23 protein-coding genes and 1 riboswitch are annotated in these 22,759 nt (G+C 47.1%); of the genes, 19 read left to right on the top strand and 4 right to left on the bottom strand.

Annotated elements, in window-relative coordinates:
* Nucleotides 1-47: 47 nt before the first annotated feature.
* From EKG39_RS08100 to EKG39_RS08010, 19 genes are all read left to right on the top strand, one after another.
* Nucleotides 48-1,163 (top strand): cobalt-precorrin-5B (C(1))-methyltransferase, encoded by a 1,116-nt coding sequence (locus tag EKG39_RS08100; RefSeq protein WP_126505210.1) that lies wholly within the window; start codon nt 48-50, stop codon nt 1,161-1,163.
* The gene (locus EKG39_RS08095; RefSeq protein WP_126505209.1) at nt 1,163-1,819 is read left to right on the top strand and encodes a precorrin-8X methylmutase; all 657 of its coding nucleotides are present in this window, start codon (nt 1,163-1,165) and stop codon (nt 1,817-1,819) included. Before EKG39_RS08100 ends, EKG39_RS08095 begins: the two co-directional genes overlap by 1 nt.
* Nucleotides 1,816-3,072, top strand: coding sequence for a precorrin-6y C5,15-methyltransferase (decarboxylating) subunit CbiE (gene cbiE, locus EKG39_RS08090; RefSeq protein ID WP_126505208.1), 1,257 nt, complete (start codon nt 1,816-1,818; stop codon nt 3,070-3,072). The genes EKG39_RS08095 and cbiE overlap by 4 nt, the downstream gene beginning before the upstream one ends.
* A complete protein-coding gene (cobI, locus tag EKG39_RS08085) occupies nt 3,069-3,827 on the top strand; it encodes a precorrin-2 C(20)-methyltransferase (protein WP_126505207.1) in 759 nt (252 codons plus the stop codon). The genes cbiE and cobI overlap by 4 nt, the downstream gene beginning before the upstream one ends.
* On the top strand, nt 3,827-5,353 hold the full coding sequence (locus EKG39_RS08080; RefSeq protein WP_126505206.1) for a cobalamin biosynthesis protein: 1,527 nt from the start codon (nt 3,827-3,829) through the stop codon (nt 5,351-5,353). The genes cobI and EKG39_RS08080 overlap by 1 nt, the downstream gene beginning before the upstream one ends.
* Nucleotides 5,350-5,847, top strand: a complete 498-nt coding sequence (locus EKG39_RS08075; protein ID WP_126505205.1) for an NAD(P)-dependent oxidoreductase — start codon at nt 5,350-5,352, stop codon at nt 5,845-5,847. Before EKG39_RS08080 ends, EKG39_RS08075 begins: the two co-directional genes overlap by 4 nt.
* Nucleotides 5,825-6,640, top strand: a complete 816-nt coding sequence (locus EKG39_RS08070; protein ID WP_126505204.1) for a sirohydrochlorin cobaltochelatase — start codon at nt 5,825-5,827, stop codon at nt 6,638-6,640. Before EKG39_RS08075 ends, EKG39_RS08070 begins: the two co-directional genes overlap by 23 nt.
* Complete coding sequence (cobJ, locus tag EKG39_RS08065; RefSeq protein ID WP_246028445.1) at nt 6,637-7,482, top strand: precorrin-3B C(17)-methyltransferase; 846 nt, start codon at nt 6,637-6,639, stop codon at nt 7,480-7,482. The genes EKG39_RS08070 and cobJ overlap by 4 nt, the downstream gene beginning before the upstream one ends.
* The gene (gene cobM / locus EKG39_RS08060; RefSeq protein ID WP_126505203.1) at nt 7,479-8,249 is read left to right on the top strand and encodes a precorrin-4 C(11)-methyltransferase; all 771 of its coding nucleotides are present in this window, start codon (nt 7,479-7,481) and stop codon (nt 8,247-8,249) included. Before cobJ ends, cobM begins: the two co-directional genes overlap by 4 nt.
* Entirely contained in the window at nt 8,249-9,616 is a 1,368-nt protein-coding gene (cobA, locus tag EKG39_RS08055; RefSeq protein WP_126505202.1) for a uroporphyrinogen-III C-methyltransferase, read from the top strand. The genes cobM and cobA overlap by 1 nt, the downstream gene beginning before the upstream one ends.
* On the top strand, nt 9,606-10,511 hold the full coding sequence (gene cbiB / locus EKG39_RS08050) for an adenosylcobinamide-phosphate synthase CbiB (protein WP_126505201.1): 906 nt from the start codon (nt 9,606-9,608) through the stop codon (nt 10,509-10,511). Before cobA ends, cbiB begins: the two co-directional genes overlap by 11 nt.
* Nucleotides 10,508-11,584 carry a threonine-phosphate decarboxylase CobD gene (gene cobD / locus EKG39_RS08045; RefSeq protein WP_126505200.1) on the top strand — a complete coding sequence of 359 codons (1,077 nt, stop codon included), beginning with the start codon at nt 10,508-10,510 and terminating at the stop codon, nt 11,582-11,584. Before cbiB ends, cobD begins: the two co-directional genes overlap by 4 nt.
* Nucleotides 11,585-11,909: 325 nt before the next feature.
* The gene (locus tag EKG39_RS08040) at nt 11,910-12,647 is read left to right on the top strand and encodes a LuxR C-terminal-related transcriptional regulator (protein WP_126505199.1); all 738 of its coding nucleotides are present in this window, start codon (nt 11,910-11,912) and stop codon (nt 12,645-12,647) included.
* Between the two features lie 319 nt (nt 12,648-12,966).
* Nucleotides 12,967-13,146, top strand: a riboswitch (cobalamin riboswitch).
* Nucleotides 13,147-13,187: 41 nt separating this feature from the next.
* Nucleotides 13,188-14,015, top strand: coding sequence for a DUF4198 domain-containing protein (locus tag EKG39_RS08035; protein ID WP_342775515.1), 828 nt, complete (start codon nt 13,188-13,190; stop codon nt 14,013-14,015).
* Between the two features lie 9 nt (nt 14,016-14,024).
* Nucleotides 14,025-14,630: a cobalt transporter CbiM gene (gene cbiM / locus EKG39_RS08030; protein ID WP_126505197.1), complete on the top strand. Its 606-nt coding sequence runs from the start codon at nt 14,025-14,027 to the stop codon at nt 14,628-14,630.
* The gene (locus EKG39_RS08025; protein ID WP_126505196.1) at nt 14,623-15,183 is read left to right on the top strand and encodes a hypothetical protein; all 561 of its coding nucleotides are present in this window, start codon (nt 14,623-14,625) and stop codon (nt 15,181-15,183) included. The genes cbiM and EKG39_RS08025 overlap by 8 nt, the downstream gene beginning before the upstream one ends.
* On the top strand, nt 15,180-15,962 hold the full coding sequence (gene cbiQ, locus EKG39_RS08020) for a cobalt ECF transporter T component CbiQ (RefSeq protein ID WP_126505195.1): 783 nt from the start codon (nt 15,180-15,182) through the stop codon (nt 15,960-15,962). Before EKG39_RS08025 ends, cbiQ begins: the two co-directional genes overlap by 4 nt.
* A 12-nt stretch (nt 15,963-15,974) precedes the next feature.
* Complete coding sequence (locus tag EKG39_RS08015; RefSeq protein WP_126505194.1) at nt 15,975-16,640, top strand: energy-coupling factor ABC transporter ATP-binding protein; 666 nt, start codon at nt 15,975-15,977, stop codon at nt 16,638-16,640.
* A 385-nt stretch (nt 16,641-17,025) separates the two neighbouring features.
* On the top strand, nt 17,026-17,922 hold the full coding sequence (locus EKG39_RS08010) for a helix-turn-helix domain-containing protein (protein ID WP_126505193.1): 897 nt from the start codon (nt 17,026-17,028) through the stop codon (nt 17,920-17,922).
* 164 nt (nt 17,923-18,086) lie between these two features.
* Here the strand turns inward: EKG39_RS08010 and EKG39_RS08005 are convergent, their stop codons facing one another.
* From EKG39_RS08005 to EKG39_RS07990, 4 genes are all read right to left on the bottom strand, one after another.
* Nucleotides 18,087-19,016 (bottom strand): SphA family protein, encoded by a 930-nt coding sequence (locus EKG39_RS08005; protein ID WP_246028444.1) that lies wholly within the window; start codon nt 19,014-19,016, stop codon nt 18,087-18,089.
* Between the two features lie 792 nt (nt 19,017-19,808).
* Complete coding sequence (locus EKG39_RS08000) at nt 19,809-20,084, bottom strand: tetrachloroethene dehalogenase (protein WP_126505192.1); 276 nt, start codon at nt 20,082-20,084, stop codon at nt 19,809-19,811.
* Between the two features lie 12 nt (nt 20,085-20,096).
* Nucleotides 20,097-21,524 carry a reductive dehalogenase gene (locus EKG39_RS07995; RefSeq protein ID WP_126505191.1) on the bottom strand — a complete coding sequence of 476 codons (1,428 nt, stop codon included), beginning with the start codon at nt 21,522-21,524 and terminating at the stop codon, nt 20,097-20,099.
* A gap of 131 nt (nt 21,525-21,655) precedes the next feature.
* Nucleotides 21,656-22,564: a LysR family transcriptional regulator gene (locus tag EKG39_RS07990; protein WP_126505190.1), complete on the bottom strand. Its 909-nt coding sequence runs from the start codon at nt 22,562-22,564 to the stop codon at nt 21,656-21,658.
* Nucleotides 22,565-22,759 lie beyond the last annotated feature (195 nt).

The raw sequence follows: 22,759 nt of genomic DNA, 5'->3' as shown, positions 1-22,759 counted from the left end.
ACATCAAAATTTAACATTGTTGCCAATCCCATTGATGGAGTCATGGGGTGACGGTAACTAAAATTCGCCAAAGTCAGCATGGCCGGGAGCTCCGTAAGGGCTATACCACCGGCGCTTGCGCCACCGCCGCGGCGCTTGGAGCATTAACGCGGATATTCGAACCCGCTTCAGCTGCCGAGATCTCTATCTTGTTACCTATCGGTGAGCGGCCGACATTCAGCTTATTACATCACCAGGCCGGGAAAGACTTCGCCATTGCCGGGGTGATAAAAGACGCCGGTGATGATCCCGATTGTACCCATGGCGCGGAAATTATAGCCAAAGTCCGTGTCAGCCATAGCCCTGGTATTCGTTTCTTTGCAGGTTTCGGGGTAGCCACCATTACACTCCCGGGTCTTGAACTCGATGTTGGCGAACCTGCGATTAACCCGGTTCCACGACAGATGATCAAATCTCATCTTGTTCCCTTACTTAGCCATCATGGCTTTAGTGGTGCAGATGTCACCATCAGTGTCCCCGGTGGTGAAGTGCTGGCGAAACAGACCATAGGTGAGAGGCTTGGCTTGCAAGGTGGGATCTCGATTTTGGGTACCCGTGGAACGGTTCATCCCTATTCGACCTCTGCTTATGCTGCCTCTGTGCGTCAGGGAGTGCAAGTTGCAGCCAAACAAAACCTGAGACATATGGTGTTAACGACAGGGAGTCGCACCGAGAAACAGGCGATGATTATTCATTGTGGACTGCCGCAAACATCATTTATCCAGGCAGGTGATTTTATTGGTGTGGGGCTGCGCGCCAGTGCTAAATACGCCATGACTCATGTTGAGTTGGTGGTAATGATAGGCAAGCTTTGCAAGTTAGCCTGCGGAACCATGATGACCCACGTCACGGGTCGGCAGGTAGATTTTGAAAGGTTAGCGATCTTGTTGAATTCTCAATGTGATGACCCGTCACTAACTGAGTCGATAGCGCAGGCGCGAACAGGGCGCCAGCTTTTGTCTATCGTCGAGCATCAAGAGTTCAAGCAAGCCTTCTTATCCGATATTTGTCAGCAAGCCGCAATTCACAGCTTTAATTATGCCCATGAAAAAATAGCCATATCTGTTCGTCTTATCGATTTTGACGGCACGACATTAGGTCAAGCTACGCACGGAGACTACTGATGGACCCTATGAAGCAAATAACCACTAAGGGCAGAGATATCGAAGCGAGTTCATTCTCGATCATCGATGCCGAGATCGCCGACAACTACGGCGGTCATGAATTTACATCTGCTCAATGGTCTGTGGTGCGACGCGCCATCCATACCAGTGGGGATTTCGAGTTCGCTAAACTGTTTCATTTCAGCGATGACGCCATCGATTCAGCATTGCAGGCGATAAGGAGCGGGTGTGCCATCGTGGCCGATGTCTCCATGATAACTTCCGGGCTTAGTCAGCGAAGAATGGAGCAATTTGGTAACCGGGCCCATTGTTTTATCAGTGATGAGGATGTGGTTAGCCGCGCGATAACATCCGGTGGTACCCGAGCCGTCGAGGCGATGCGCAGGGCGCGGGATATGGGACTACTCGATGGTGGGATTGTAGGCGTAGGTAATGCGCCTACCGCGCTATTTGAAGTGCTCAGAATGGTTGATGCAGGTGAAGCAAACCCTGCATTGATTATCGGTATTCCGGTTGGATTCGTTAAAGCCATCGAGTCTAAAGAGGCACTGGTTAGGCAAGACAAGGTACCTTTCATTGCATCTGTCGGACGTAAGGGAGGCAGCCCGTTAATCGTATCGAGCCTGCATGCCCTCATGGTTGAGGCGGCAAGATGACGGGAAGTATTACTCTAGTCGGTATCGGTGATGACGGCTGTATCAGTTTAACGAGTCGCGCCATTAATGCGGTTGCTCAAACTGAACTATTGGCCGGAGCTACGCGCCACCTGGATTTCTTTCCTCAGTACATAGGTGAAAGGTTGACGTTCGTCAGTGGTCTCAATGGCTACCTGGCTCAGGTCGTAGAGGCAGCAAAAGATAAAGACATCTGCGTGTTAGCGTCAGGCGATCCGCTCTTTTTTGGGATAGGTAAAAGACTGCTCAAACTGGTTGGCGAAGCGGACTCACAGATTGACGTTGAGGTGATCACCTCCCCAAGTAGTGTGCAATTAGCCTGCGCCAAAGCCTTGGTCCCCTCCGACGATATCAAGGTGATATCGCTCCATGGCCGTCCTATGACGGGCTTAGTTACGCGTCTTCAGTCTGGCGATAATTTTGCGCTGCTTACCGATAATGACCATAACCCCGTGGTTATTGCCAGGCACTTGCTTAGCTATGATGAAACCCTCTGGCGACTGGTGCTGTGTGAACATCTGGGCGGCAGTAAAGAACGAATCAGGGAGTTCACTGTCCGGGAGTTGGCTGCGACATCATTTGATGATATCGAGCCTCTCAACGTATTACTTCTGCAGCGTCAAGGGCAAGCGCATTGGGGCGGTCTGGCAATGCACTGCCCGGACAGTGAGTATCGGGTGCTTACCCCATTAAATGGCTTGATAACCAAGGCAAACATTCGTGCGGTAGCCGTTGCACGCTTAGGGCTAACCAGCAAGAGTGTTGTCTGGGACATAGGCGCAGGGTCAGGTTCCATCGCTATTGAGGCGGCAAAGCAGGCCTGTAATGGTCATGTCTATGCCCTCGAATGTAATCCGGAATGTTTCGATGTGATTGAGCAGAACCGGAAACGTCACAGAGTCGACAACCTAACACTCATTAAGAATAAGGCGCCTTTAGGCTTAGATGAATTGCCCGCACCCGATGCCGTGTTCGTTGGCGGCAGTCGCGGGCAGATTGACGCCATAGTCCGGCAGGTGTTCAGTCGATTAAGCGTTGGCGGAACATTAATCCTCTCTGCCGTGACGCTCGACAGTGTCAGCGAATTCTTCGACCTCTGCAAATCCAGCCAATATCACTACGAGGTGGTGATGTTGCAAAGCTCAGTTTCCAAGCCTATGGCGCATTACCAGCGTTATCAGGCTGAAAATCCTATTCACCTGTTTGTGATCACTAAAGAAGGCAATAACACATGACTCAGAAAATCGGAAAACTTTATGCAATAGGTGTTGGGCCTGGTGACAGCTCCTTGATGACACTTAAATCGGTAGAGTTATTGAAAACCATTGATGTTATCGCCATTCCGGAAAAAAACCGGGGGCAGAAGGATTCATTTGCCTGGTCAATCGTCCGCGGTGCAGTCGATGAAGAGCAGATGCTGGGCCAGCGCAGCTATCTATGGTTCCCTATGAGCAAAGATCACACCATCACAGTGCCGGCATGGCGAGAGGGCGCTGCAACCATTGCCGAACACCTGAAGGCCGGTAAAGATGTCGCCTTTATTACCGAGGGAGATCCATCAGTCTTCAGTACCTGGGCCTATCTGCAGGAGGAGTTAAGTGAGCATTTCGAAGCACTCGTGGTTGAAATTGTTCCGGGTGTCACCTCATTAACTGCGGTACCGGCGGCGACTCAGATCCCGTTATGTGACGGTGAAGAGCGTTTCTGTGTTGTACCGGCCACCTACGGAGTCAGCATTCTGTCTGAGCTCATTAAAGAGTTCGATACCATCTTATTACTTAAGTGTGGCCGCATGGTACCTGAGCTTATCAAGGTATTGGAACCATTGGGACTGCTGGAGAATGCAACCTATGTCTCCTATGCGACCGATCCACGCCAACGTGTCTTCACCGACTTGAGAGAGGTGCCCGAAGAGTTTTGCTATTTCGCCACTGTGCAACTTTCTGTGCGGGGACGTAAAGGGGTGTTACGCCACGGTGGGCAGGCTTAATGTCTGTTGCGGTACATGCCATCACGAAAAATGGCGTAGCCCTTGCCCGTCGGTTGGCTAAGCTTATGCCGGAAGTGGAGCTCTTTATCGGCGAACAATTTTCGATACAGGGTTCTGAGACCGGATTTAGCCTGCCGCTGTCATCTCACTTTGATCGGAAGTTTCATCGATATAGCCATCATATTTGCCTGTTTAGTGTCGGTATCGCCGCCAGAGTCATTGCGCCGCGTCTGATCGACAAGCGCTTGGATCCGGCCGTTGTCTGCGTCGATGAGCAGGGACATCATGCGGTTGCATTTTGTGGTGGCCATCGCGGCGGAGCTAACGAGTTAAGCCAGCGGGTGGCATATCTGTTAGGCGGTGAGCCGGTCGTCACTACGGCATCAGATTGCGGCAAGACACTATCGGCAGACATGATGGGCGCCCATCTTGGGTGGACCCTGGATCCGAATTATGAAAAGTCTATCCTCGGAGTCAGTGCAGCCATCGTCAATGCTAAACCAGTTGTTATCTGTCAGCTCAGCGGTGAACGCAGCTGGTGGAGGCAATCGACTCCATTACCTGAGAACCTGGAACTGACGGTCGATCCCGCGCGACTGCAACAAGAGGATGTGAAGGCTGGAATTCTTATCAGTGACAGGACGGATCTGGCGGCGAAACTAGCCGTTAATCCAGATCTTGCATTGGTGGTATGGCGTCCCAGGTCGCTGTTTATCGGTATTGGTTGTGATCGCAACACCCCGCAAAGTGTGATTGAACGGGGCATGGCTAAATTTATGGCAGATAACTCCCTTGCGATTGATTCTATTGCAGAGCTGGTCTCTATCGATCTCAAAGCAGATGAAACCGGGATTATTGCCGCGGCGAGCCAACTTAACCGCCCCTTTAATACCTTCTCACCACAGATACTTGAAAACGTCGAGGGGATTGAAAATCCCTCGGAAACGGTTAAACGTTGCATCGGTGTATCTTCCGTTGCCGAGGCGGCGTGCCTGCATGCGTCCGGACGAAGAGAACTCTTGATCCCTAAGAGCAAGTTTAAGTGCGATGGCTTCAACATGACCTTAGCCGCCTGTCGTCGTGATTTCCCTGAGCCAGACAAGCATAACGGCGAAAAGATCACCCGCAGCCATAAACCCATGAAGGCGTGTCCCAACAGGCCCATAAAGCACTATCTGTATCATCTGATTGTGTGTGAAGGAGGGCGCTGTGATCTACCTGGCCATCCGGGCTTAGCCCATCATCTTCGCACCTTATTAAAGCAGTTTGGATTCGCGAGGGGGCCTGAACGCATAAAGGTTAGTCGTAGTCACTGTTTAGGCTGTTGTCGCAAGTTGGTGCCTATGGTGATTTATCAAGGCAAGAGTCAGGCAGAGCCGAGTGTAAATCATGCCTTATGGCTACAAAAAGTCGACAAGCTTTCGGATGAACAGTGGAAAGAGGTGTTTCTGGCATTAGTCACAAACATGCCTCTACAAGCAATTTTGTCGAACCAATACCTGAGTGAGCAAGAGGTGGCAGCATGATGCCGCTTATTTTAACAACGCCTCTTCGGGTGCTGGTGATCGGCGCGGGCAGGGCGGGTCTGATTAAGGTGCGGAGCGCGCTGCGTTACCAGCAAGATATCACAGTCATCTCTACCGACTTTTCTGCGGAGATCCAGGCTGAAGCCTGCCATCAGATCCCGGCCGACTTTTATGAAATGACCGCCGACGACATGTCGGGTTGGGATCTGATCTATCTGGCGATCCCTTGGCCCCAATGCCTGCACAAACAAGCCTTCATAAGTTCCTGGGCTGATGAGCTGAAAGCGCGGAAGAAGCTGCTTTGTATATCTTGTCGGCCGACTCTGGGAAATGTGGTCAATCCCTGTAGTCGACGGGTAGGTGATCACACACTGACATTATCCGGCGCCGATATGCGCCCCAAAAACACCAAAGGTCTTACCGAACAATTAGCGCAACACTTTGCGTTAATGCTTAAGGATAAAGTGATAAATGAAAAGATTGCGACATTATAAGAAGGGCACGGCCATAGTCTTGTGTTGCTTTGGCTCTGTTAACCAGCAGGCAAAGTACCAGGCACTGCGTAAGCTCTATACGGCTCAATTTCTCGATACCGATATGTTTATGGCGTTGAGTTCACGCAGTGTGCTGAACAAACTTGCAGATCCTGAACTTAAGACGCTCCCTGAGCAACTCGCCGCGCTCGACCGAGCCGGATACCAAAGGATCTGCGTGGTGTCCTGTTACCTGTTTCCAACAGAAGAGCACCAACAGGTGGTTAAAACCATCGAAGGCTTCAGGGCTTTCAGCCTGTCAAAAATTGAACACACACCGGCGATATTACATCAGGTAAAACATGCTAACCGTATACTGGCAGCGCTGAATAGCCGGTTTCCCACCAGCGAAGATGAATACAATCTATTTATTTATCATGGCGCGCCCAACTTGGACTCACCGGGCTATAGCAGTATCTGGTATAGCGAGTCTTTGCTGGGGAACTTGTCTGAACGCAACTTAACCTGTTCTCTGGAAGGAGCCAATTCCTACCCGCTGATCGCCGATCCTCTCAAGGCTAAATTTACCGGTGCCGCTAGAGTCCGGCTCATTCCATTACTCTTGGTTTCGGGCAATCACTTTGAGAATGATGTTAAGAATATCGCCGATGATCTACGCCAATGTACGCAAGTTGAAACGGCTCGGCCTATAAGCGGAGACAGGTTTTGTTTGTTAGATCTTACGGAAGTTAAAGAGGGCCTCATTGAACAAACCTCTGAATGTCTACTTAAATTAGGAGCCTCTCGAGAATGAGCGAAAAGCCAAAAATGAACGGCACATTGAGTATCGTGGGTATCGGTCCGGGCAGTGAAAAGTTACTGACCCCTATGGCGCGTGAAGCCATCGAGGCCGCGGACTCTGTCGTGGGTTATAAGCCCTATATTGACTCTCTGCATTTTGTCATCACAGATCAGGATATTACCGCTAATGGCATGACCAGTGAGGTGGCACGGGCCAGAGTTGCCGTGGAGCAGGCATTAACGGGTCGTAAGGTCGCCGTGGTGTCATCCGGTGATGCCGGTATCTATGCCATGGGGTCATTGGTTTATGAGTTGTTGGAGCACAACGGTTGGCGGGAAGGTGATGCTCTTAAGGTCGATATGATCCCCGGTGTCACAGCTGCCACCTCTTGTGCCTCTTTGGTTGGTACCCCCTTGGGTCACGATAGCTGTACTATCTCTTTGTCCGATCTACTCACCCCCTGGGAACTCATCGAACGTAGGGTCGCTGCGGCGGCCGAAGCCGATTTTGCCATTACTTTCTATAACCCCCGCTCACGTCGCCGTCAGGACCATATCCGCATCGCCAGGGATATCTTACTTAGACGCCGTGATGCTGCGACGCCCGTGGCGATTGTGAAAGATGCCTATCGAGAGGAACAGGAGATCACATTATCGACCCTCGGCGAGTTTGTGGAGTGCGAATTTGGTATGACAGCCGCCGTGATTATAGGTAACAGTCAGAGTTATCGCTTCGGTGACAAGATCATTACCCCTCGTGGTTACAACCGAAAATATGATTTTGAAAACGGAGCCGTCAAACCCGGCCAGAAACGTGGCAGAAGCCTTAATACAGAAGTAGGAGAATTAGCATGACCGTATACTTTATTGGTGCAGGCCCTGGCGATCCGGATCTGATCACAGTTAAAGGGGCCAAGTTAGTCGAGCGCTGTCCGGTTGTACTCTATACAGGATCTTTGGTTCCGGCCGAGGTGGTGGCCCGTGCCAACGACGAGGCTTTGGTTTTAAGCTCCGAAGCCATGGATCTCGATGAGATAGTCTCGGTTTGTAAGCAGGCATATGATAACAATCAGGACGTAGCACGAGTGCAAACAGGCGATCTCTCTATCTATAGTTCGCTTGCCGAAACGACGCGCAGACTCGATGAGCTGGGTATCGACTGGCAAGTCGTTCCGGGTGTCAGCAGTTTTCAGGCAAGTGCAGCAGCATTGGGACAGGAGCTTACCTTACCTGAGGTGTGCCAAACCATCATCTTAAGTCGCGCATCCGGTCGTACGCCGGTACCGGATAAGGAGAATCTTAAATCATTAGCGCAACACGAAGCCACCCTGTGTCTGTTCCTCTCCATAAGCCTTATTCGTAAGGTGGTACGTGAACTCAAAGAGGTCTACTCAGATGATTGGCCTGTTGCCGTCGTCGAGAAAGCCTCGCACCCTGAGCAGCGTATTATCCGCGGAACCTTAGATAATATTACTCAGCAGGTAGAGGCGGCTGGCATCAAAGCTACCGCTATGATCATTGTCAGTAAAGTTCTGCAAGAGAAAGACTTTAAAGATTCTAAGCTCTATGACAACACATTTTCCCATGGCTTTCGCCGTGCCAGAATAGTGGAGGCCAACTAATGAGCGTTGGAAAAGTGTATCTTGTGGGAGCGGGTCCCGGGGATCCGGGTCTTCTGACCTGGCGTGCGATAAAGTTAATGTCCTTCTGTGATGTGGTCTGTTACGACCTGCTTGTCAGTCCGGCCATTCTCTCTTTAGTCCCAGCCGAGAAAGAGATGATGCCAGTCGGTTACCGGGGATATTGTGGCAGTAGTATTGAATATGGCATGCACCCGGATGTCGTTGCCGAGGCGTTAGCGGGTAAGACGGTATTGCGGCTTAAGTCCGGTGATCCTTTTATCTTCGGTCGAGCGACCGAAGAGTGTCGCAGCCTGACTCATCACGGTATCGATTATGAAATCGTTCCCGGTATCACTTCCGCGCTGGGCGCAGCCGCCTATGCGGGCTTCCCGTTGACCAGTAATGGTATGGCGTCGGATGTCACTTTTGTGAGTGGCCACAGACCTTCCAAAACCCTGACCAGCTGGGCCTCTATGGGCAAGAGCTCAGGCACCTTAGTGCTGTATATGGGGGCTAAGAAGTTAGCCGTTCATGCGGCTAAATTGATTGCCGAAGGGCGCGACCCCGACACGCCGGTGGCGCTTGTTGCTTCGGCAACCAGTTATAAACAGAAGCTGCTCACTACGACCTTAGGTAAGGTCGATGAGGTGATGGATGCCGATATTCACAGTGATGGCAGTCCTGTATTGGTGATCATGGGTCAGGTGGTGGATCTTTCATCTGAGCTGGATTGGCGCAGCAGGTTACCCTTGGCCGGGCGCTCTGTGATGGTTCCCTGTCAACACGAAGCGGTGTCTGAATCCCTGCGTGTAGCTGGCGCCGAGGTGATAAGGGGGCCGGGAACCGAGATGGAATGTGGTTTTAATCCCTTCGATTGGAAACGGATCATGGCATCAAAGGCACTCTGGCTTGCCGATGATAATGCCGCTAAAGCGCTGCAGGCATCGGCAGCGGAACATAAAATGGATATCCGATCGTGGCCATGGGAAATAACGGGGACAAAATCGGCTCTGTGCCATTTGGCTCGTTACGGGCTATTGATTGATGAAAATGAGCGGGCGCCGGAATCTTCATTATCTCTGGTATCAAGTGAGGATGATGCCGGGTTATGCGGATGTCAGTTTATAGTCACGGCACCCAAATTCTCTATGGGTAAGCTGGATATCTGTTGGGTGGATGATAGCGCCGTTATGGAGATGCTAATTACAAGGCCGGATCTCTTTAACTGGCAATATCTGGTGACAACAAAACCTAAACTCGCACATATGCTAAGCCAGCAAGGCATAGCGCATCATCTGGTGGCATTCGATGATATCGGGAAAGCATTGGCCCTGTTAACGCCGGAGCAGAATCGTCATGTGGCTTGATCCCCTATACTGCGCCGCCATAGTTGCGCTGGCTTTAGTGCTGGACAGGGTATTGGGTGAGATGACTCGTTTTCATCCTTTAGTTGGGCTGGGGCGTTATGCGGGCTGGGTCAAACGTATTTTCTGGCGTCCGACGAAGGCGAGGGGCGTGGTGGCGGTGATATTGGTGCTATTACCGATATTGCCCTTCTTGCTGGCTCCGCGCCTTTGGTGGCTTGATGTTTTGATTCTCTATCTGGTTATCGGTGGTCGAAGCCTGTCAGAGCATGGTAACGCAGTGAGTCAGGCGTTAATGCAGGGAGACTTACCTCTGGCAAGAAAGAAGATCGGCATGATTGTCAGCCGTAAGACAGACAATCTGACTGAGCAACAGGTTGTCAATGCCACCCTTGAATCGGTACTGGAAAATGGCAACGATGCACTGTTCGGCGCTCTGTTCTGGTTTTGTATCGCAGGGATCCCCGGTGCGCTGCTTTATCGATTCAGTAATACTTTAGATGCCATGTGGGGTTATAAAAATGAGACCTTTATTAATTTTGGCTGGGGAGCTGCCAAACTCGACGACCTGTTAAATTATATCCCGGCGCGCTTGTGTGCACTGGCCTACGCGCTTGGGGGAAACTCATCGCTGGCACTGAATTGCTGGCGTGAGCAGGCGCCTAAGTGTGCCAGCCCCAACGGCGGTGTTGTGATGGCTACTGGTGCGGGGAGTTTGAATATTACTATGGGCGGTGCGGCCGAATATGAAGGGTATCGTTGTGATAAACCTGTGTTGGGGGCTGGCAGACCGGCACAAGCGAGCGATATTCCACGGGCGAGCCGTCTGGTATGGTTAAGTGCTGTCTATTGGCTTGCACTGTTATTGATATTTGCTTTAGTTGAGAGAGTGTTATGACCTTACTTCATCATGGTGGCCGCCTGCAGGATGTCGCTAAGAGATTTGGAATAGTCGAGTCGGACTGGCTGGACTTATCTACTGGTGTGAGTCCTTGGCACTATCCGGTGCCGGATATTCCGCCGTCGGCATGGAATCGTTTACCCGAGGAGAATGATGGCCTGATCTCGGCGGCCGATCGCTATTATGGCGGCCACAATGCTTTGCCTGTCGCCGGTTCTCAGGCGGCGATTCAGTGTCTGCCACAAGTATTAACGTCAATGCGCGAAGGCCCCGGCAGAGTCTTGCTGCCTAAGGTCGGGTATAAGGAGCATGAAAGGGCATGGCGACTGCAGGGATGGCAGATAGAATATTATGGAGATAGCAAGAGGGAAGTGAGTGCTCCTCTATATAACCAACAGCCAACGTCTGAGCAGATAGACAGCTGCGACGTCTTGTTAATCATCAATCCCAACAATCCGGCTGCAGGCCAGATCCCTGCCACTAAGCTGAACGCCTGGTTAGAGGTATTATCGCTTAAAGGTGGATACCTGGTGGTCGATGAAGCTTTCATGGATGCGACGCCACAACAAAGTCTGTTACCGGCGGCAGGGCAAAACCTGGTGATCTTGCGCTCAGTTGGTAAATTTTTCGGACTAGCGGGACTGAGAGCTGGTTTCGTGTTTGCGCCAGACGAGATCAGACTTGCTCTGCAGGATCGATTAGGCCCTTGGTGCCTAAATGGGCCAGCCAGAATGATATGTAAACAGGCATTTTGCGATATAGAGTGGCAGCAGATGCAGATTCGTCGATTACACAACTCGAGTGAACGTCTACGTAAGTTGTTATCAGTGTTACCGGGCCATATTGTCGGTACGGCACTGTTTCAATGTGTTCACCTGTCGAGGGCTCCTGTATGGCACGAACGACTGTGCCAACACGGGATCTTGACCCGGTTAACCGACGAACGAAATGCATTACGTTTTGGTCTGCCGGCAGATGAGCTTCAGTGGTGCAGGCTATCTGAGGTTTTGCAGTGGGTTTCTGCGGAAATAGAGTCTGAAGATGAATGTAGCAAAAAAGCCTCAGCCTGAATTCCACAAAATGCCTGCCTGCTACAACTCTACGCCGGTCGGGGGCTGGCGTAGAGGAATATGACGCCATGAGTCACAAAATGCACTGCGGTTAGTATGATCTCTAACACGAGTGCCTTATATTATTAATAACTGCTTTACTAGAGTTCACATCTGTTTAACTGAGGTATGATCGAGTAGGGTTAATAAGGTTAAAACAAACTAGCGTGAGCTTTTGACTATCTTGTGACACTAACGGGTTACTCTCGATATGTTTGGCAACACCGCCCGGGACATAACTTTTACATTCTGACTTATGCTACGGGCAATTCTAAGGAGATAACTCTTGAATAAACTTGATGATCACTGCCGGGAAGATATAGCCGACAGGCTAACGCTTTTTTGTAAGAAATATCAAATATCAGATATCGCCTATTGTATCGATTTGGTTGACCATAAACCTCGATTTTCTCATTACAGCTCTAAAACAATAATTCATCAAAAAGTCGCCGGCAGAAAGCATATCTATGCAAGCTCCGCCAATGCGTTGAGTTACTGGCGCTGTTGGGGGAATCGCTGGATAGTCAAAGACAGAAACTTTGAACAGGTATTAGAGAATGACTTACACCTTTGGCAGTATGACAGGGATATAAAAGGTAAGCCTTCGCCGCTTATCGATATGATGAAGTTTGGTTATCAGCATAGACTTACCTTTACGGTACCCTGTCCCTTCTCATCAGAAATGATCGGTAGATTTTCACTACTCATCGACAGTGACATGATAAAAGATGAGCTCGTAAATGGCAGCTCAGTCATGGTTGAGGAGCTAGAATATCTGCATATGAAAATTGCGAGTGTCCATGGAAAAGAGATCAACCCTTTAGTGGATTTTAACATCGTGAAACCCGTATCCAGAAATATTCTTTCATTGCTGTCAAATGGCTATAGCAGGTCTGAGATAGCCGATTCATGCCATCTTACTGAGCGTGGTATCGACTATCATATCGATGTGCTAAAAGAGACCCTTGCGGCCAGAAATATGGCCCACCTTATCAAGCTTGCTAATACTAACTACCTTATCTGAACTTATCGAAAGTATCTTAGTGGCCCTCTTTTGTAGGAGAGTCGAGGTCACTGCTTAGTATTAATACTGTTTTTTTGCGAACACTCAGCTTTGTCTGACGACGCCTCTCTTGTGAGAGTGGCTCGGTCTGTGCAGTCTTGATATACCTGTTCCCATACCTCTGCCCTATGATGTTGTGACTCAGGCCAGTGATATAACTCTCACTTTACCCTTGGCGTAGAATTTACTGTGAAAACTCACAGTGATGGCAACTGCCAAATCCCATAAAATAATTTCATTAAGGAGCCGTAAGGCTTATACCATTGTCAAATAACCATTTTTCACTCTGTGAAACTGAGGTTATCTGGCTAACCTGGTATTAGGGGAACCGAATGAAAATGTCGGACTGTACCCGCAACTGTAACTGAGAAGTGAACTGCATAACCACTGGCCATAGCTGGGAAGGTGCAGCAAGCGACGATCCAGAAGTCAGGAAACCCGCCTTAATGACAACACTGGAATCTGGGCGGGAGCACTCAGTCGGCAGTTAATATTCAGTCAATGAATGTTCACGTTAGATTTCAGATCTTTTTTAGGTTAACTAGATGGTTATCATTGATGAAATCAATAGTGTCTGTGAGCTTCATTTTTATCGCCCTTTGGCTATATTCGTGCCAGGTGGCTGCGCATTTCCTGGCATTTTTTCCAAAAACTCAAGTGATTGATGCAGGGGACTCTCGCCGGCTCCACTTTCCCATTCATTTTACTCATCCGTCTACCCTTGGACCCACTATGTCCATTGCACGCCCTGTATCTGCTGGTTATATGATAAATGATACTCGTGTGGAGCTAACTGACGAGCTCAAAGCCGTAAATCAAGGGAGCAAAACGAGTTGGGGATTGGATGTGAACCTGCGCCGCCCCGGAACCTATACCTTCTATACCAATCAAGCACCTTACCTGGATCCTACCGAGGAGGTAGTGATAACCCAATATGCCAAAGTTGTCATTGACGCCTTCGCTGCACTTGGGCAGTGGCAGCCAACCATTGGCACACCAGTTGAGATTATTCCACTGACACGACCGTTTGCATTGTGGACCAACAGTCTATTTACGGGGCGGGTGTTGGCTGACGGTCGGCCGGCGGCAAATGTCTCCGTAGAGGTTGAATATTACAACGACTCGGGTGTGGTTTTACCTTCCGATGCCTGGGCATCTTTAGAAGTTCGTACCAATTCTGCGGGAGAGTTTTCTGTTGTCTTACCCCGTGAAGGCTGGTGGGGGATCGCGGCTCTTGTGCCGGATGAGATGTCATTCACTCTTGAAGGTAAGCAATATCAGCATGAGCAGGCAGGCGTGATCTGGCTGCAAGTCCGGGATATGAATTAAGGAGACAAGATGCATATTGCAGACGGAGTATTAGGTACACCGGTATTGATGGCCGGAATCGCCATGACCTTAGCTGGCACTGTACTGGGATTAAGAAAACTCGATGATGACAAAATTCCCTTTGCGGCAGTGTTATCGGCATGTTTTTTTGTGGCTTCACTTATCCATGTGCCATTAGGCCCTTCGAGTGTGCACCTTATCTTTAATGGTTTAATCGGGCTGATATTAGGTTGGTTGGCTTTTCCTGTCATGTTAATAGCTCTGGTATTACAGGCAATCTTCTTCGGGTTTGGAGGGGTTGTAGTATTGGGAGTGAATTGCCTGAATATTGCTTTGCCGGCGGTTATGGTTGGCGCGCTGCTAAGACCCCTGAGACATCGTATTCCAGCGCGGATATTAGGCTTTCTAGCAGGAAGTGGCGCGGTATTGCTAACGGGGATCATGGTGTCGTTATCTCTGTATCTTTCCGGGGAGGCCTTCAGTTCGACGGCAAGAGTCGTTTTCTGGGGCAATCTCCCCCTGTCTGTACTGGAAGGCGTGATCTCCGGATTTATTATCGTACTGATCAGTAAGGTCAAGCCAGAAGTTCTTAATGGAGTCCAGTCCAATGCCTAAATTTATTTGCCTAGCCATACTCATCTCATTGTGCCTGACAAATACGGCGCAGGCGCATCGCACTAAGGTATTTGCCTGGGTAGACGGCACAAACCTGGCCGGTGAAGTCTACTTTGGTGGAGGAGAGCGGGCCAAGGGGGCTAAAGTTGATTTGCTGGTGGATAAACATCTTGTGGCAAGCACAGATGCCAACGAAGTGGGGGAGTTCATATTTCACAATCTGGAGGCCAGAGATTACCAGGTAAGCGCGAATGCCGGCCAAGGGCATGTTGCAACATTTGCTATTGCTGGTAGCGAATTTCCTGAATTTGTTTTATCGGGTTCTGAGTCGACTGAATCGAGACTACGAAAGCCGGAAATAGAGCTAGCTGATAAGAATAGTGACAGTTGTGAGGTGTTGTATGAGGCCGCCATGAAAAAAGCGATTCAACCTCTGCGAAACCAACTGGATCAATATGAAGCAAATATCCGTTGGCACGATGTTTTAGGGGGAATGGGTTATATCTTTGGGCTGTTCGGACTCTGGTCGTTAATGAGAGCACGGCGCGGATGATTGATGCTCTGTTAGCACCTAAAATAACAGGTGAAAAGTCGATACCGCTCCCTGTTAAATTCAGGCTATTACTTATCGTGTCTATAGCACTCGCAACAGTCTTGTCTACGAGCTGGCTAACCTTATGGCTATTTGTCTCCTTGGATATCTACCTATGGTTTCGCAGTGGATTGACTGTAAGGCAAACGGTTAAACGACTGTTGGCGATGGACTGCTTGATTCTGTTCACCGTAGCCTTAATTCCCTTTAGCGTGTCTGGAGAGCCGGTCTTTAGTCTGTTAAGTTTTTCGGCGACTAAGCCCGGTATTTTGATGGCGATGATGATCCTGTTAAAAGCCAACATTGTGCTATTAGCGGTAATGTCACTCAGTGCTGGAATCGATGCGCTCACCTTGGGAAAAGCATTGGTGGAGTTAGGAGTATCGAGACGTTTCGCTCTATTGATGCAATTCACGGTTCGATATATAGAGGTTCTATTTCTGGAGTTTCACCGATTAAGGCAGGCAATGAAGGCCCGTGGTTTTAAGGCAAAAAATACCATGCATACCTGGCGTTCCTATGGCTTCCTGTTCGGAATGCTGCTGGTGCGATCCTTCGATCGAGCCGACAGAATTTCGCAAGCGATGAAGTGCAGAGGGTTTCGTGGTCATTTCCTATCCCATGAAAAGAGGCTGGTAACTGCTCGTGAGTACGCCCACTTTGTCGCATACCTGTCACTGGTCTGTTTAATTTTTTGCACCTCTTTTGGCACATTTATGTTCCCCGTTCCTATAACATAAGAGAAGGTATCTATGTCATTATCGACCCCATTAATTGAGCTAAAGGGCCTCAGTTTTGAATATGTGGACGCAGGTGTAACTGCCGATAAGCTTAATTTTGAACTGTATGCTGGTCAGAGTGTTGCTATCTCAGGTAAAAATGGAAGCGGTAAAAGTACCTTACTTTCCCTTATTATGGGACTGAGAAAGAGTGTTTCCGGAGAGGTGTGCTTGTTTGGCCACCCCTGTCGTACGGAAGCTGATTTCGGTCGCTTCAGAACACGAATTGGTTTGGTTTTTCAGGATCCGGACGACCAACTGTTTTGTCCGACCGTGATTGAAGATGTCTGCTTTGGGCCGCTGAATCAGGGGCTAACACGAACGGAGGCTATCGTTAGAGCGAGAAATATACTTAAGCAGCTTAATGTGAGCCACCTTGAGAATAAAATTACTTATCAATTATCGGGTGGTCAGAAAAGAATTGTGGCACTGGCGAGTGTCCTTGCGATGAAACCAGAAGTCTTGATATTGGATGAGCCAAGTAACGATTTAGACCCCGAAAACACTAAGCGGTTAATTAGTATTTTAAAAGAGCTGTCGCTACCCATGATTCTGGTATGTCATGATGCCGACATTCGCACTCAATTGGTAGACAAGGAGTATCTACTGGAAGAGGGCGCCTTACTCGATGTGCTGTAACATCACTCTCCGGTTGGATATCAAAGGTATCGGATGCATCTTAGTCCTCATTTATCCTCCTCTTGAATTGGTGGATTAACCTAATCTGACAAATTAGTCATTCTATAAGGCCCATGTTAATTGATTCAGGTTTCACTGCCTTATGTCGTAAATTACGGTTATATATATTTTTTTATGTGATCTTAAATTAACATCGGTTTACCAATAGTGTTAACATTAATCTATTCATCCAGAAGTCGGCATCTCGACAATTATTGCCTCCTCAACCTTATTGGTTAAGGATTAGTGTATTGTCATGACTCGCCTGTTGACGATAGTTTGCTACAGACTTATTTTATTCAGTCGTTCAGATTAGTCGCTAATTCTATAAAGATATGAGGGGCTTATGAAAGCTGAAATAGTTAATGTAGATTTTATTAATTGTTTTAGTCAGGGAGAGTTTGTCGTCACTACGATATCTGACTTTTTTGAAAAAGAACGCCAGTATAATGTACAACCCTATACTCCCCACAGGCTAACTTTTTTTGCTATTGTATTTTTCACCGGCGGGAAAGGGACCCACAGCATTGATTTTACAGATTTTGAATATGAAGGAGCTTCTCTGTTTTTTATCTGTAAAGGCCAGTTACATGCCTTCGAAAAAAATTCAGATGCACAAGGTTATGTGATCTATTTTACCGAGGATTTTATTAATAAAAACGTCAAAGGTTTGAGTGATAAAATCTATTACAAAATGTTTAATTATGCTCTGAATTCTCCACAGTTGGTAATAACGACGGAAGACAATGCCAGGAAAGATGCTATTTCATTGTTTGAGATAATGTATCATGAATACAGTAGACCTGATGACATCTGTCAGGAAGAGATCATCCGTGGTCTGCTTGGAGTATTACTTCATTTCGTTGAACGCATACAAACGAAGAGTAATGTGTTCCTGACCAACCATCAGGGACATGCATTGTTCTTAAAACTCCAGAAAATGATCGATGAAAAGATCTTTGAGTCTCGAACGTCACATTTTTATTGTGAAGAGTTAAATGTGAGTTATCGAAAACTAAATTCAGTTTGCAAAGAGTTTACCGGGATGACAGTGAGACAATTTATCGACCAACGGTTAGTCTTGGAGATAAAACGATTGTTAGTACACTGTGACTTTAGTATCAAAGAGATCTGTTATAAGACTGGTTTCGATGAGCCCACAAACATGACAAAGTTTTTTAAATGTCATACAGGGTCATCACCAAAAGAATTTCGCTTGAGTATAGATAAGAGAGTTAACTAGCCTAATCGACAGGTTATAGACTTGGCTCTAAGACTTGATTCTTGTCGAGCGTAACACGCTCTAAATCTCGATTTTTAATAAATCAGTTATCAAGCGGTAATAGCGTTGCCTATATGCGGATTATTGATGGCAACGGTGTTGCCGTTGCCAAGAGATTTTTTGAATCAGAATGATTTTGTCAGGGTAAAAGTCACCGATGAGCCTTCTGTCATGTTCTTTGCTCCAAACTCATTGGTGTAGCGAATGTTGCCTTGTAGCAACCAAGGTAAATAGAGCACGTTGAGTTCGCCACCAATACCATACCCCTCCTTTCTTTCGTCGGCTCGAGTGCCATGACCATCCTGGCTGTCGTCACTTATCTGCCATGTTGCACAATAACTGATACCGGGACGGACAAGCCAGGTATGATCGAGCATAAATTGTTTGCCGATACCGCCTTCAATCGTAAATTCAGAACCTGGACGAACATCAGTTTCATCTTGTTCTCCATTGATTATGGTGCGGGTTAGGGCGCTGACAGACCAGGATTTATCCGAGTCTAAATAGTAAGTACCGCCAAGAGTCATCATTCCTGACCAATAGCCCTTGCCAGGAGATGCTGCATCTGTTGAGTCATAATCACCGGTCGGGGCGATCACTGCCAGGCCAAGGGCTGCCTCATAGTTTTCACGATACCAAAATAGTGCCAATGGTTCTAATATCAGATCGCCAACAGAGAAGGAGCTGGAGTCATCTACACCTATAGGAGCGATCGAAATATCAGTTTTGACCATAGGAACCAAAACATTATAGGCCCAATTTGCGCCAAAAAGTTTCTTTTCAGTTACGTGTACGATTCTGTGAACTTGCGAAAATACATCCAGGTTAACGTCTAAACCAGAATCATCACCCTGATTATCATTGATGGTGTCGGCATTATACCAGGTGTTGTACATGCGATAATGCATGCCAGGTGGTGGTGGTGTACCCGCAACTACACCTTCGCCTCCCATTGGGTAGTGTGAGCCTGAAGTCGCTGCAACAGCGGAACATGTATTTAAAAGGAGGCCAGTAACGCCCGCAAGATATACTAGTTTAGTTTTTAGTGTACTCAATTTAAATCTCCATTATTTTGTTTAATTTGTTATTTTATATTTTTTTAGTTATAAGAAGTCGTCACGCAATCTTTGAAAGTTGCGCTAATCAGTTCGGTTTATTTAATTTGTCTACGATATCAGTTCTTGTTGCTATTCCTGGGTGTGATGAACCTATAGTATTGTCGTTTGGTTAATTTAAAGTAACGATACGCCTCAATATGTTTCCAGTCAATTAACCATAATTGAATATAAGGTTTGAACTGAGACTGGTTTGGGTTTGTTTGTCAGTTTTGATTTTGTTTGCTTTGATTGTTGTCAGTTTTTTCGCTGTTTTCTTTGAGGCTTGTCACGTTGTTTTTATAGTTGAGAACTGCGGTTTATATTTGTTGGATTGGTTATTCTATTTTTTGATAAACTCATTTCTATAAAAAATAAGAATGTATTAATGTATATTGTTGAGGGCGAGGGTAGTTTGAGTGTAAAAGATAAGGTGTGTTGAAGGTTTAATTGTTGAGTGGGTTTTAAAAGGCTTATTTTATTAATGCAGGGTAATAACTCTGATGCTGGGCTAATAAGATGTAATATAGATAAACTGTATTTTTGTAGGCGTGGTTCTGTTATAAAGTTTAGCTGTTACATGATAAGGTGAATGCTAAATATCATTTATGGACGTGTCGTGAAACCACGGACGTTAAACTAACTTAACTTTGTCCTGGTAGATGATAGTGGAAGATGTTCCTGTTGTGTAAAATAGGCTCTCAGGAATGTTCTGAGAGCCTATTAGCATATAATACAATCGGTATAAGTCGTTTATTTACGCGCTGGCTGAATAAACTTCCGCCAGGTCATAACGGCTAAGATCATCGCGGGCAGACCGAAATTGAGCATACCCATGGCGCCCGACTGAGGTTCTCCTTCGGCAAAAGAACCCCAGGACCAGCCGATACAGATCCATGCAAATGCAAACGCAGAAACAATGCCTAAATTTGCTTTCCAGTTTAACTTATAATGACGTTGAAGGTACACGTAACCCCATAATGCTCCGGTAGTTAACATGCCTAATAGATACCACATCAATCCTATCATCTAACATCTCCTCTAAGTAAAATCGCCACTAAAACCACTACGCCAGAATTTTTCAACAGCCTTTTCGTCATTGGTATTGCCATATCCAAAAAGAATGTCGGCTTGTTTCATCATGGTGTGGACAGGACCTGCTGTGAAGGTATTTGAAGCATCGATTAACCTATGGTGCCAGAAATCAGGTTTATTCCATGGGCATGAGGCGATGCACGCTCCGCAATCACCGCCATTTTCACACCAGAATTTGAAGCATTTCTTTGAGTCGTTATGGAATTTACGCATGCCCGGTTGACCTTGCCAATTGTAGTCTGGGTCATCATGGCCGGCAAAAGTCGAACTCATTGAAGGCTTGTCATCCATGCTAATGGCATTTCCCGGACAAGATTCGGCGCATCTTTTGCAATTTTCACAAAAAGTTAAAATGCCGAAATCCCGGGGTTTATCATAGGCTGCATCGTCGAGTTCAAGGTTGGTATAAACTTTCGAAATTCGCACTCTTGGTCCAAGGTTGGGTGCGATAAGGGCGCCATTTCGTGCGCCTTCACCCAGTCCGGCAGCAATTGCATATGAGACCGAGCTGCCGAGATCATTACCCGAACCGACGGCCATATAGCCTAGCTCTCTTAAGAACTTCGCCATTCCACCACCTTGAATAGTGTTATGGGTATATCCCATGGCGGCTGTTGCTGATGCCGGGATCATAGGTGCCGTTGCCATTGCATCGTAATCCATATCGGTAAGCATAACGATCACACTTTTGGGTTCGAAGGGAAAATCTTCTTCCCAGGTCAGCGTCTTTTCTTGTGTAAGATCATACAAGGGATCATAGTCCCAGCGTTTATCGCGTCGACAAATTCCTACTCTCACCGCACCGAATGTCTTTGCGGCAGTTTTTATTGCGCTTAATATCTCAACCGAGTCTTTGAACGGGTATTTCTCTTTTGCAACTTCAGATTGATCCCAACCGAATGTCCCTTGATTAGGAACCCCCATAGACTCCAGCGGAGCTAAGATATTCATCCCATGCCAGCAAGCTTGTTCAAGGGCATAATCGAGCTGGGTATAGCCAACTTTATCATTATCTGCTCGTGTATGAGCCGTGGCAAATTGGTAAATACCATGCTGGAAATTGAATGATTTCTCACCAGATTTTAATGGGCCTTCGGAGTCGTTGCTCAAGCTCAAATTGCGTTCTGGGTGTTTTTCTCCGAGTGCTTTACTACCCGCAAAAGTTAACAAGACGTCACGTTGATCTTTACGTTTAAAAGACGGAGATATTTCAACTGGATAGCCATCTTGTTCCACGCCCTCAACTCTATGTTTGATCCAGCTTCCGGCTCCCGCAGCTGCGCTGACACCGGCTAAGGTACCCGCGCTCAATTTAAGAAGTTGCCGCCTGTGTTGATTTATTACTTGCTCACCTTTTTCTTCTTGTTCTTTCATTTTCACCCTTATAAGTATCAATTAACCTTAAATTGCAAATTGATCTTACATCTCATACCTAAATGGTAGTATTTGTTTGTTTGGGAAAAAGTATTCTATTTATTGCAAAAGTAGAATTATGAGAAAAAGGATTAATTATCCGTTCTGAGTAAGATATTAATTTCTCGTTTAAAAAAATCGAGTACAACTTTTACTCTGTGAGGTAAATATTCTCGACTGGAGAACAGTGACCACATATATATATCGGTTCCATATTGACCATCGAATAATAGTTTTAGTTTTCCGGATTCAATTTGTGTGGCACACATCTGTCTTGGTACCCAGGCGATTCCTTGTCCACTCATGGCTGCTGAAATACATAACTCATTACTTTCTGACTCGAGAGGGCCATCTACATTAATACAGTTTGAATTATTCTCATCCGTCCATAACCAAACATGCCCCGGTTGAATTCCCTTCGCTGAAAGTAAACATGGGTATTGATCGAGTTGTCTGGGGTGAGTCAATTCGGGGTTTTTTTCTATAAATTCCGGGCTTGCAACGAAGAGACGTTTCATAGTCGATAATTTATGTCCCACCATAGAGCTGTCCGGTGGATTGCCATGAGAGACAAAGAATATTAAATCTGCCTGAATATCCATTGGATTTAGTCTGCTTTGATAGGAGATAAATTTTAACTGCAACCCCGGATATTCAAGGTGAAATTGATTAAGCATCTCATTGCACGTCAAGTTGATAAAGTCCAGCGGGGCAGCAATGGTTACTGTACCCGATGTATTCCCTTGCAATTTACCTATGCTTAATTCGAGTGCTTCAACTTCTTTAAGAATTTTTTTACTTCTGTGTATTAGCTCTATTCCGGCATCGGTGAGGGACAGACTGCGCGTGGTACGCTCAAATAAACGTGTACCAAGATGCTGTTCCAGCTGTGCGATATGTCGACATACCTTAGATACCGGGATATTCAGCATCCTTGCGGCACCGGTTAGACTAGAAAATTCAGCTACTGCATTGAATAAGGCAAGGTCTTCGGTTTTCATTTTTCCAACTTGTTTTATAAATTATTAAATTGTCTATTAAGAAGATAGATAAATATAGTGAAAGGCTAATGGTTTTCATTGTCCGTAAAAAGGGTGGAATGTGTCTGAAAATGGTTGTTTTGGTCCTTTTTAATGAAGGGGATGATAAAATGTGATCCTTATCGCGCTGATTTTAAAAGAGACAGAATACACCTT

Origin of the sequence: Shewanella atlantica (genome assembly GCF_003966265.1) — a bacterium.
In the GTDB taxonomy this organism is placed as follows: Bacteria; Pseudomonadota; Gammaproteobacteria; order Enterobacterales; family Shewanellaceae; genus Shewanella; species Shewanella atlantica.
Note: the sequence above shows the minus strand (reverse complement) of the source record. Positions and strands in the feature narration are given on the sequence as shown.

What these genes read in the sequence shown, in the direction of transcription:
- cobD (WP_126505200.1), top strand. Translation starts at nt 10,508, where the DNA reads ATGACCTTACTTCATCATGGTGGCCGCCTGCAGGATGTCGCTAAGAGA.
- EKG39_RS08025 (WP_126505196.1), top strand. Translation starts at nt 14,623, where the DNA reads ATGCCTAAATTTATTTGCCTAGCCATACTCATCTCATTGTGCCTGACA.
- EKG39_RS08080 (WP_126505206.1), top strand. Translation starts at nt 3,827, where the DNA reads ATGTCTGTTGCGGTACATGCCATCACGAAAAATGGCGTAGCCCTTGCC.
- cbiM (WP_126505197.1), top strand. Translation starts at nt 14,025, where the DNA reads ATGCATATTGCAGACGGAGTATTAGGTACACCGGTATTGATGGCCGGA.
- EKG39_RS08095 (WP_126505209.1), top strand. Translation starts at nt 1,163, where the DNA reads ATGGACCCTATGAAGCAAATAACCACTAAGGGCAGAGATATCGAAGCG.
- EKG39_RS07995 (WP_126505191.1), bottom strand. Translation starts at nt 21,524, where the DNA reads ATGAAAGAACAAGAAGAAAAAGGTGAGCAAGTAATAAATCAACACAGG.
- cbiB (WP_126505201.1), top strand. Translation starts at nt 9,606, where the DNA reads ATGTGGCTTGATCCCCTATACTGCGCCGCCATAGTTGCGCTGGCTTTA.
- cobM (WP_126505203.1), top strand. Translation starts at nt 7,479, where the DNA reads ATGACCGTATACTTTATTGGTGCAGGCCCTGGCGATCCGGATCTGATC.
- EKG39_RS08075 (WP_126505205.1), top strand. Translation starts at nt 5,350, where the DNA reads ATGATGCCGCTTATTTTAACAACGCCTCTTCGGGTGCTGGTGATCGGC.
- EKG39_RS07990 (WP_126505190.1), bottom strand. Translation starts at nt 22,564, where the DNA reads ATGAAAACCGAAGACCTTGCCTTATTCAATGCAGTAGCTGAATTTTCT.
- cobJ (WP_246028445.1), top strand. Translation starts at nt 6,637, where the DNA reads ATGAGCGAAAAGCCAAAAATGAACGGCACATTGAGTATCGTGGGTATC.
- cbiQ (WP_126505195.1), top strand. Translation starts at nt 15,180, where the DNA reads ATGATTGATGCTCTGTTAGCACCTAAAATAACAGGTGAAAAGTCGATA.
- cobI (WP_126505207.1), top strand. Translation starts at nt 3,069, where the DNA reads ATGACTCAGAAAATCGGAAAACTTTATGCAATAGGTGTTGGGCCTGGT.
- EKG39_RS08010 (WP_126505193.1), top strand. Translation starts at nt 17,026, where the DNA reads ATGAAAGCTGAAATAGTTAATGTAGATTTTATTAATTGTTTTAGTCAG.
- EKG39_RS08035 (WP_342775515.1), top strand. Translation starts at nt 13,188, where the DNA reads ATGAATGTTCACGTTAGATTTCAGATCTTTTTTAGGTTAACTAGATGG.
- EKG39_RS08015 (WP_126505194.1), top strand. Translation starts at nt 15,975, where the DNA reads ATGTCATTATCGACCCCATTAATTGAGCTAAAGGGCCTCAGTTTTGAA.
- cbiE (WP_126505208.1), top strand. Translation starts at nt 1,816, where the DNA reads ATGACGGGAAGTATTACTCTAGTCGGTATCGGTGATGACGGCTGTATC.
- EKG39_RS08070 (WP_126505204.1), top strand. Translation starts at nt 5,825, where the DNA reads ATGAAAAGATTGCGACATTATAAGAAGGGCACGGCCATAGTCTTGTGT.
- EKG39_RS08000 (WP_126505192.1), bottom strand. Translation starts at nt 20,084, where the DNA reads ATGATAGGATTGATGTGGTATCTATTAGGCATGTTAACTACCGGAGCA.
- cobA (WP_126505202.1), top strand. Translation starts at nt 8,249, where the DNA reads ATGAGCGTTGGAAAAGTGTATCTTGTGGGAGCGGGTCCCGGGGATCCG.